At 66.1% G+C, this 9,838-nt stretch carries 6 protein-coding genes and 1 pseudogene; all 7 read left to right on the top strand.

The features are described 5' to 3' along the window. On the top strand, window positions 1-2,034 hold a 2,034-nt coding region (locus RIF85_RS12640), incomplete at its 5' end, for a fibronectin type III domain-containing protein (RefSeq protein ID WP_309072256.1). A gap of 76 nt (window positions 2,035-2,110) precedes the next feature. Beyond that, window positions 2,111-3,082 carry a MoxR family ATPase gene (locus tag RIF85_RS12635; protein ID WP_309072255.1) on the top strand — a complete coding sequence of 324 codons (972 nt, stop codon included), beginning with the start codon at window positions 2,111-2,113 and terminating at the stop codon, window positions 3,080-3,082. A gap of 15 nt (window positions 3,083-3,097) precedes the next feature. Beyond that, window positions 3,098-4,486 carry a DUF58 domain-containing protein gene (locus RIF85_RS12630; RefSeq protein ID WP_309072254.1) on the top strand — a complete coding sequence of 463 codons (1,389 nt, stop codon included), beginning with the start codon at window positions 3,098-3,100 and terminating at the stop codon, window positions 4,484-4,486. Beyond that, window positions 4,483-6,918, top strand: coding sequence for a transglutaminaseTgpA domain-containing protein (locus RIF85_RS12625; RefSeq protein WP_309072253.1), 2,436 nt, complete (start codon window positions 4,483-4,485; stop codon window positions 6,916-6,918). The genes RIF85_RS12630 and RIF85_RS12625 overlap by 4 nt, the downstream gene beginning before the upstream one ends. A 182-nt stretch (window positions 6,919-7,100) precedes the next feature. Continuing rightward, a complete protein-coding gene (locus tag RIF85_RS12620) occupies window positions 7,101-8,261 on the top strand; it encodes an RDD family protein (RefSeq protein ID WP_309072252.1) in 1,161 nt (386 codons plus the stop codon). Beyond that, the gene (locus RIF85_RS12615) at window positions 8,258-9,106 is read left to right on the top strand and encodes a protein phosphatase 2C domain-containing protein (protein WP_309072251.1); all 849 of its coding nucleotides are present in this window, start codon (window positions 8,258-8,260) and stop codon (window positions 9,104-9,106) included. The genes RIF85_RS12620 and RIF85_RS12615 overlap by 4 nt, the downstream gene beginning before the upstream one ends. Further along, a pseudogene (locus RIF85_RS12610) lies at window positions 9,103-9,838 on the top strand (hypothetical protein); the annotation flags it as partial. The gene RIF85_RS12615 and the pseudogene RIF85_RS12610, both read left to right, overlap by 4 nt.

Raw genomic sequence — 9,838 nt, 5'->3', positions numbered from 1 at the left:
GTCGAAGCGGCAGTCAACATCACAGTTGTCAGTTCCACCCGTCCTTTGGCCGTGGCGAACGACGATGTGGAACAGGACGCCGTGCAGGGCGAAACCGTCCTCGTCGACGTACTCGCCAATGACACGAATCCCTTCCCCGACACACCCCTGAAGCTGATCTCCGTCAGTACGGAAACCGGTCTCGGTTCGGCCAGTGCGCAAGGCGACTCCGTCGCAGTGACTCCGGCTGACGACTTCGTGGGCACCATGGTTGTGCAGTACCGCATCGGTGACCGTACGTCGGACCCCGAGCGCGAAGTGGACGGGCGGATCCGACTCACCGTCAAGGGTGCCCCTGACGCGCCTTCCACCCCGTCCGTCGGCGAAGTCAGCAGTCAAACCGTGGTGCTCTCCTGGGATCCGCCGGCCGACAACGGTTCCCGGATTACGGGCTACAGGGTCAGCGGCAGCGGTGGTGTCAGCCAGGATTGCCCGGCCACTACCTGCAGCATTACCGGGTTGACCAACAACACGGAATACACCTTCACCGTCGTTGCAGTGAACGACGTCGGTGAGTCGCCGGCGTCGGGCGCGTCCGCCTCCGCACGGCCTGATGAGAAACCGTCCACCCCGGCCCCGCCGAGGCTTGTTTTCGGCGACCGCTCACTCTCCGTGGCGTGGGACGTCCCCGCGACGGAGGGCTCACCGGTGGAGAACTACGACCTCGAGATCTCGCCGGCTCCGCCGACCGGGGAGTTCCAGAAAACCGGAATCGCCGGCACTGCCGTCGAATGGGAGGGCCTCGAGAACGGCATCCCCTACAAGGTCAGGGTGCGGGCATTCAACAAGGCTCCGGATCCCTCGGATTGGAGCAGCTACTCCGCGTCCGAAATTCCAGCTGGCGTGCCGGCAATTCCTGCAGCACCGACTGCGCAGGTCTCCTCCCAGGGCGGGTCGACGAACTCCGTCCTGTCGGTGTCCTGGGCGCAGCCCTCCACGGCCGACAAGAACGGCGCGGAAATTGAGTCCTACACGCTGACCACCTTCCAGAACGGCAGCGCGTTGCGGTCTGCGGAACTGTCCGGATCCGTCTTCAACACCACGGTGACGGTGCCGAACTCCCAGAGTCCCTACACCTTCACCCTCACAGCCACCAACAAGGCGGGCACGTCCGCCGCAAGCGCGCCCTCCGAGCCCCGCCAGGCAGTGGGAGCGCCCGGAGCTGTGCCGAACGTGCAGGCAACTCCCGCCGATCGCAGCCTCACGGTGAAGCACGGGCAACCTGAGACCAACGGCGCAACGGCTCAGCAGACCCGGTACGAATACCAGTTGAATAACGGTGCCTTCGCGGCGCTCCCGGCGAACGGCGTCATTGGCGGTCTCAGCAACGGAACCGAGTACACGGTGGGCGTGCGAGCGGTGAACACCGCCAACGGCAGCTCGTTCCCTGGACCGGCCACCCAGTCGAACCCCGTGGTTCCGTTCGGCCAACCGAACACGCCGTCAATCAGCTCATCGCCGTCGGGGGAGCAGGTTGTCTTCTCGATCGGCGCCACCCCGTCCAACGGTCGTCCGGTCCAATCGGTGACCTGGGAGGCAGGCGGAGCGAGCGGGTCTGTTCCGGCCGGTGGCGGGCAGGCGACATCGGGTCGCGTCGGCTACGACCGGGACGTCACCATCACAGTGACGGTGACTGATTCCGAGGGGCAGCGCGCCACCAAGACGGCGACCGGCCGGACCTCGCCGGCGCCGAAGAAGTACGCAACGGTGAATGACACCGACGCCACGGGCACCTGCGAGTACCCTGTCTCGAGCAATGACAAGCCGGCCAACAGGGCCAACTGCTCCGATGCCGGCGGAACCTGGCGGAGCATTGGCTACCGGTTCGAGATCGAGTGCATAACTCCCAACGGGGGTGTCTACCCGATCTATGACATGCCGTCCCCGGGTCGGTTCGTCCAGGTAGGCAGTTCGAGCGAGTGGGTCAAGGCTGCGGCTGGAGGCTGGTTCAAGGCAGTCAGCGTGGCGGCTGAGCCAGGGGCCCGAACATGTTGACGCGCCGGGCGGGCTGTGGGAACAGACGACTCAAACGCACTCAGGAATCACGCACGAGAAAAAGGAAGACATCATCATGACAATGACCGCTGAACAGGCCGCGTGGTTCGCCGGGACGTTCGACAAGCTTGTCGGGAATGTTGGGCAGGCTGTGCTCGGCAAGTCCCAGGTGGTCCGGCTTGTCCTGACCGCAATGCTCGCCGAGGGTCACGTGCTGCTTGAGGATGCTCCGGGCACCGGCAAGACCATGCTCGCGCGTTCCCTCGCCGCCACTGTGCAGGGCACCCACTCGCGTATCCAGTTCACGCCGGATCTGCTGCCCTCCGACGTCACGGGCATCACCATCTATGACCAGAAGACCCAGGAGTTCGAGTTCCACAAGGGACCGATCTTCGCCAACATCGTCCTTGCGGACGAAATCAACCGCGCTTCGCCGAAGACCCAGTCGGCGCTGCTGGAAGTCATGGAAGAGTCACGGGTGACCGTGGACGGTGTCAGCTACACCAATGAACGGCCGTTCATGGTCATCGCGACGCAGAACCCGATCGAGCAGGCCGGCACCTACCGCCTGCCTGAAGCTCAGCTCGACCGCTTCCTCATCAAAACAATGATCGGCTACCCGGACCACGCCTCGACCGTCCAGCTGCTTAGCGGATCCTCGACCCGCGACCGTTCGCTTGCCCTGACCCCCATCATCACCACCCAGGCCATCAAGGACATGGCAGACCTCGCCACGGAAACCCACGTGGATAACGCCGTGCTCGAATACATCTCGCGGTTGACCGAGGAAACACGTTCCGCACCCGAGACCCGTCTCGGAGTGAGCGTTCGTGGTGCGCTGGCGATGGTTCGCACGGCGAAGGTCTGGGCAGCAGGGCAGGGCAGGCACTACGTCCTCCCCGATGACGTCAAGGAACTGGCACCCTACGTGTGGACGCACCGGTTCGTCATGGACCCGGAAGCAGAGTTCGCCGGTGCAACACCCGAAGCCGTTCTGCGCCGTGTCCTGGCGGACGTTTCAGCTCCGCAGCAACGCGCGACCGCCTGAGACTCCTGACCATCCATGGCAACGAGTACCGAAACCGCAGAAAAGGGCGCCGCACGCCGGCGGGTGTCTGATCCGACATCCCGGCGCGCCTCCAGTCCGCGCCGATCAGGCGGCGGACGCCAAAAGCGCACGTCACCGCCGTCGTCCCGCCTCCATCCCCGGTCGCTGACCCGCGAGGTCTGGCAGCTCGCCCAGGCAGCGGGTACACCCGTGGCGCAGCGCGCCGCCGCTCTCGTGAAGCGGTACTGCGCCCCGGTGGTGGGAATCGTCAGCCCGCTCGGCTGGATCATCGGAGGAACGGTTGCTGCGCTCTGGGTACTCGGGGCCGTCTTCGACTGGCGGGAAGCCCTGATCGCTGCCTTGATGGGAACCTTCCTGTTCATCCTGGCGATCGGTTTCATCCTTGGCCGGTCCTCGTACGCTGTCGAGCTGGACCTGACCCGCACGCGTGTGGCGGTGGGGGACCGCGCCGTCGGAAGCGTTGCTGTCTCCAACACGTCCTCCAAGGCACTGCTCCCGGCTTCCCTGGAGCTACCCGTCGGCGCAGCGACGGCGATCTTCCACCTGCCGCGCTTGAAGCCGAATCAGCTGCACGAGGATCTTTTCACCATTCCCACGCAGCGTCGCGCAGTCATCGTGGTTGGGCCGGTTCGTTCGGTGCGTGCCGATCCGTTGAGCCTGCTCCGCCGCCAGGTGTTCTGGACCGAGCCGACCGACCTCTACGTCCACCCGCGCACGGTGGCCCTGGTCGGGTCGGCCGCCGGGTTCATCAAGGACCTCGAGGGACTGCCCACCAAGGACCTCTCCAGTGCCGACGTATCCTTCCACGCCCTGCGCGACTACGTGCCGGGCGACGACCGTCGTCACATCCACTGGAAGACGACGGCGCGGACCGGTCAGCTGATGGTCCGGCAGTTCGAAGAGACCCGCCGCTCCCACCTTGCGGTTGCGCTGTCTACCAACACGCAGGAGTACGACTCCGACGCCGAATTCGAGCTCGGCGTCTCGGTAGCCGGGTCCATCGGCCTGCAGGCGATCCGGGAGCAGCGGAACCTCAGCGTCCTCACCCAGGACGGGCCGCTGCGCTCCGAAACCGGTCGTAACCTGCTGGACGACATGACTCGTATCGAGGGCCGCAGCCGCAGGCTCACCGCCGTGGATCTGGCGAGGACGACGGCGGATACTGTCCCCAACGCTTCAGTGGTCTTCTTCGTGGTGGGGCCGCACGTGACACCGTCCCAGCTCCGCTCGGCAGCCGCTTCCATTCCGCCCGGAATCCGGTGCATCGCCATCCGCTGCGTGACTGACCAGCAGCAGGCCAGGGCAACCATCGGCGACCTCACCGTCCTGACCCTGAACGACCTGTCCGACCTCGGACTCATCCTTCGAAAGGCTGCAGCATGAGCCGCCGCGCCGGTCGCACAGCCCGTCCGCTTCCAGGACGGCTGCAGACCATCATCGACGTCGGTGTGCTCACCGCCCTCCTCGGACTGGGCGTACTCGGTTTCGGCCCCACCTTCGGCGGCGACGTTCGCTACCTGGCAGCAGGGTTCGGCGGCCTGGCCGCCGGCCTCATCACAGCCTGGCTGAGTGCGCGCTTCCGCTGGGGTTTCTGGGCGACTGCCGGCGTTCTGTTGGGCGCCTACCTGCTGCTGGGCCACGCGCTGGCAGCGCCGGTCGAGTCCTTTCTCGGATTCCTGCCTTCACTTGAGTCCCTGCGCGTCCTGATTGTCGGCGTCGTCTTCTCCTGGAAGGACCTCCTGACCGTCGCCGACCCGGTGGGCATCAGCCGGGGCATGCTGGTGGTGCCCTTCCTGTCGGCGCTGCTGCTGTCGGCGGTTGCCGGTCTGCTGGCCTGGCGCATCCGTACTCCCTACTGGGTGCTCCTGCCGGTCCTTGGCCTGTTCATCGTCAGCATCGCTTTCGGAACCAACAGGGCGTCCCTTCCGGAACTGCGCGGGATCCTGCTGCTCGTCGCTGCGACTGCCTGGCTCGCGTATCGCCGGGACATTGCACGAACCGATGAGACCGGTGCGCTCTCCGCCAAAGCACCCGCGGCGCCCGAGGCTGCCGCCGGTGTCAGGGGAGCCATCCGTTCCAACACGGCACGCCGGCTCGGATTCGGAGGTGCGGTGCTGGCGGCCGGCACGGTCCTGACCCTCCTGGTCAGCCCGGTGCTGGCCAGTACGGACCGGGACGTACTGCGCGACGTCGTCGAGCCGCCCGTGGACCTGTTCGACTACCCGAGCCCGTTGACCAGCTTCCGAAAGTACGTCAAGGACCAGGCGGACGAGACGCTGCTGACGGTCGACGGATTGCCCGAAGGGCAACGGATCCGGCTCGCCGCCATGGACGCGTACGACGGCGTGGTCTACAACGTGAATCCGCAGGCTGCCGGAAACTTCGCCCGGGTCGGGGACGCCCAGCAGCTCGGCAGCGCCGAGGTAGCCGAGGGGGAGGGGACAGTCGCCACGCTCGACATCACCATCGAGGGCTACAACGGCGTATGGCTGCCCTCCGGCGGTGAGCTGCTTGGCGTGGATCTCGAAGGTCCCCGATCCCAGGACCTCAACCGCTCGCTGTACTACAACAACGATGCCCTGACGGCGCTGTCGACCAGCGGGGTGCAGGCAGGCGACAGCTACAGCGTCAACGTGGTCTTCCCGGAGATCCCGAGCGATGAAGTGCTGACGCAGTACGACTTCGCCGACCTCAGCCTCCCGCGGGTCCAGAATGACCCTCCGGTCATTGCATCCAAGGCCAGCGAGTACGTCGGGGACGTGTCGAATCCCATTGAACGGGTCCGTCGGCTCGAGCAGGTCCTGAATTCGCAGGGCTTCTTCAGCAACGGCAAGGACGGCGAAGCCCCGTCCCTGCCCGGCCACGGCGCTGCCCGGATGCTGAGCCTGCTGGATGCCGAGCAGATGGTCGGAGATGACGAGCAGTACGCCGTCTCCATGGCCCTCATGGCGCGCAAGCTCAACATCCCGGCCCGCGTGGTCATGGGCTTCTACCCGGATTGGGATGAGATCGAGGACCCGTCCGCTCCGATCGCGCTGACCGGCAGTGACGTCCACGCCTGGGTGGAAATCGCTTTCGATAACGCCGGATGGGTGCCGTTCAACCCCACCCCGCCGGAAGACAATGAACCGGTGCCGCCGCAGCAGCAGCCGAAATCCTCACCGAAGCCTCAGGTCCTGCAGCCGCCGCCACCACCGCAGGAGCCGGCCGAACTGCCGCCGGACTCCGCTCCTGAACCGCAGGATGCGGAGGATCGGACCAAGGACTTCTGGGATGACTGGGGTCCGCTGATCCGTGCCATCGCGCTTGCCCTGATTCCGCTGGCAGTCCTGCTGCTGCCGCTGCTGCTCATCGCCCTGTTGAAGGTACGACGCCGGAAGCGGCGTGCCAACGTCGGTGCGCCTTCCCAGCGGGTCGGCGGAGGCTGGAGCGAGGTTCTCAGTCTCGCAACGGACCTCGGCGCGGACACCAACTCGAACGCCACCCGCCGCGAGAGCGCGCGGGAGCTGGGCGATGCTTTTCCTGTCAGCGCCGTCTCCACAACGCTCCTTGCGGAGCGGGCGGATGCCAGCATCTTCTCGTACGGCGAGCCGACCGAACGGGAGGTCGAGGAGTACTGGAAGGACGTCGAGTCATCCCTGGAAGACATGCGGGGCTCGGTAGGCTGGTTTCGTAGACAGCGTGCGCGGTACTCGCCGCGCTCACTCGTGCGTGAGGCGCGCTCACGGGTGGGTCAGCGCAGCGCCGGCCGCACCACCCAGGGAGGTCCGATCCCGGGTACCGGTCGACGCGCCGGGCGAAAGAAGGACTCATGACGGCAGGTGCGCAGGAGTGCCCGCGCTGTTCGTCGCGCGTGGTCTCCGGCACCGCTTATTGCGTGCGTTGCGGCGCTTCCATTCCCAATCGGACCGCGCATGTCCGTACAGTGGACCCACTGGGCAATGCGCTGGCGCATCACGATGCCCGGACGGACGGTGAGGGAGGGACACAGGGCGCCATGGCTCAGCTCAACCTTGAGAACGGCTCGGCGGGCAAACGGCTCGGAGCAAAACTGGTTGACGGCATTCCGCCTGCCCTGATCACGGGACTTGCCGCCGTCGTCGGTATGCCCCTGATCGGGTACGAGCAGGTGTCGTCGAGCTCAGCCGTGCTGGATCTCAGCAGGTTCTTTTTGGTCACCGGCGCCGGTGGGCTGCTGGCGCTCGGCTACTGGATCTTCCTGTGGGGCTGGGAGGCCAAGACGGGAAAGACCCTCGGCAACCTCATGTTCGGGCTGCGCACCACGGATGACGGGGGCTTCGCTCCCGGATGGCTCGCGGTGTTCCTGCGGAACCTCATCATCGGGTTATCGGGGATAGTGCCCGTCATCGGGTTCGTGATTGTCATGCTGTCCAACCTGTTCGACTCCAACGGCAAGCGCCAGGGCTGGTATGACAAGGCCGCGCGCACCTTCGTTTTCGATGTCCGACGCGGCCGTAATCCGCTGGTGACCGGCGGGATCAACGGGCCGTCGTCGTTCGCGCCCGATTCGCCTCCGCCGGCCCTTCAACCAGTGTCATCACCGGTCATATCACGCCAGGAACCGTCCTCACCGGCTCAGGCGGTGCCGGCCCACACGACCGCAGTTCACATCGGGTCGCCGGGCGGAGCGCACGCGCAGCCTTCCCAACCGGAGCCCGTGACCTTCCGTCCCGAGCCGGTCGTGTTCCAGTCGGAGAAGGTCCCGACAGGCCGGACCGCCCCGCTCCCGGACTTCGACGCTACCCACCCGGACGAGGCAGCTGGGGAGACGGTCGTCTCCCGGCCCGCAACTGCTGCTTCCTATGCACCCCGGAGTGTGCGGATCAGGCTCGACGACGGCAGGGACTTCGTGCTGGAGTCCGCGGCTCTGATCGGCCGCAACCCGGCGGCCAAGGGCAGCGAGTCAGTGCAATTGATCTCCGTACAGGACGAAGGCCGTTCAGTCTCCAAGACACACCTCCACCTGCGGGTGGAGGCCGGCCGGCTCTGGGTCACGGACAGGCATTCGACCAACGGCAGTGCAGTCACCGGTACTGACGGCGAACGCACTCCGCTTCCCGGCGGACAACCGTACTGGGCGGCTCCCGGTTCGACCGTGCATTTCGGTGACCGCAGCTTCAAGGTGGAACAGGCATGAATAATCCGGAACAGACGAAGGACTGGAAAATTAAACTCACCGTCGGGTACGCGTCCGACCGCGGCCTCAAGCGTCAACTGAATGAAGACTCGCTGATTGCGTCCGAGCCCATCTTCGCGGTCGCGGACGGCATGGGCGGGCACGAGGCAGGCGAGGTTGCTTCCGGTATCTGCGTGCGGACGCTGGGGGAGAGCAGCATCATCGGCGAGCATGCTCCGCGTTTCTCGGCGTCGGATCTCGAGGAACTGCTGCGGACGGCCGATGAGCACATCCGTTCGGAAACCGGGGGCCGCGCCGGCACCACCCTGTCCGGCGTCGTGTTCGTCGAGGAATCCGGCATGCCGTACTGGCTCTTCTTCAATGTGGGAGATTCGCGCACCTATCGCCTGAGCCAGGGTCGTTTCGGGCAGATCTCCGTTGACCATTCAGAGGTGCAGGAGCTGGTCGACCGGGGCCACATCACGCAGGAGCAGGCTGCAGGTCATCCCCGCCGGCATGTCATTACACGTGCGCTCGGTACCGGGGATGATTCCGAAGCAGACTACTGGCTCATGCCCGTGGAAATGGGGGACCGGATCCTCATCTGCTCGGACGGGCTCAGCACCGAGGTGTCCGAAGAACGCATCTACACCCTGCTCAGCTCGTTGGCTGATCCGCAGCAAGCCGCCGACGCCCTCGTGGAGGAGACCCTGCGCAACGGAGCACGCGACAATGTCACTGTTGTGGTGGTTGATGCCCATGGAGTCGACGGCGACGCCGACCTTCACACCACCGCCCCGCGGACCATGGGGATCGAGACTGTCAGCGGTGCTGCTCCCGAGAACGCGGAGGCAGAGCGTCCGTGAGCGTTGTCCGCTACCTCCCCGGGGAGGAATGGCTCTGTGTGGTGCGCTCCGGCGTCGTCGTGATGGTTCCTGCAACCACTGCAGCCGACGTCCTTGACCGGCTTTGGAGCCGACTCGGGGAGACCCCAAACCTGCAGGCCATCCTGCCGATCGTGGCCGGCGGCTTCGGCCAGGGCCTCGACTCGATGCCGCCGTTCGGAGTGGTGTCCTACACGGACCGGCTGCACGTGCTGTTGCGCGGCGAGGTGCGCCTGAGCGTCGCGAACGACGACGGCGCGGCTCCCCTCGAACTCTCAGGCGAGTACGTAACCACCTGGACGGAGCGCATGCTCGACGGCGGTGCCCGGCACTTTTCGATGAGTGCCGGCGCCCCTGCCGGCCTTCCCGGTGCGGATCTCGAGGGGTCGGCCCTTCCGCTCGAAGCGGGTGTCGTCCGTTCCGCCAGCGTGAGCGTTGGATTGTCCGGTTCTGGAGGTGCGCCGACCGTGACGGCGGAACCTGCCTCCGTCGAACCTACTTTCGTCGAACTGGCTCAGGCCGAAGCGGCTCCCGTCGAACCTGCTCCTTCCCGGCTGCCGGCCCGACAGCCCGCGGCGATTGAGCCCGCGGAGGAGGAGGACCCCGAGCATGCAATCACCGGGGCGCTCGAGGCCGAGGAATCCGCGACGATCAATCCGAGCCTGTACCTCACGTTCAACGAAGAACCGGAACCCGGACCGGAACCCGAACCCG

It is taken from the genome of Arthrobacter sp. (assembly GCF_031179385.1).
Classification (GTDB): Bacteria; Actinomycetota; Actinomycetes; order Actinomycetales; family Micrococcaceae; genus Arthrobacter_D.
Note: the sequence above shows the minus strand (reverse complement) of the source record. Positions and strands in the feature narration are given on the sequence as shown.

Bases quoted from the DNA above. Each gene is read 5' to 3' on its own strand.
- RIF85_RS12625 (WP_309072253.1), top strand. From the start codon at position 4,483: ATGAGCCGCCGCGCCGGTCGCACAGCCCGTCCGCTTCCAGGACGGCTG.
- RIF85_RS12620 (WP_309072252.1), top strand. From the start codon at position 7,101: ATGGCTCAGCTCAACCTTGAGAACGGCTCGGCGGGCAAACGGCTCGGA.
- RIF85_RS12630 (WP_309072254.1), top strand. From the start codon at position 3,098: ATGGCAACGAGTACCGAAACCGCAGAAAAGGGCGCCGCACGCCGGCGG.
- RIF85_RS12615 (WP_309072251.1), top strand. From the start codon at position 8,258: ATGAATAATCCGGAACAGACGAAGGACTGGAAAATTAAACTCACCGTC.
- RIF85_RS12635 (WP_309072255.1), top strand. From the start codon at position 2,111: ATGACAATGACCGCTGAACAGGCCGCGTGGTTCGCCGGGACGTTCGAC.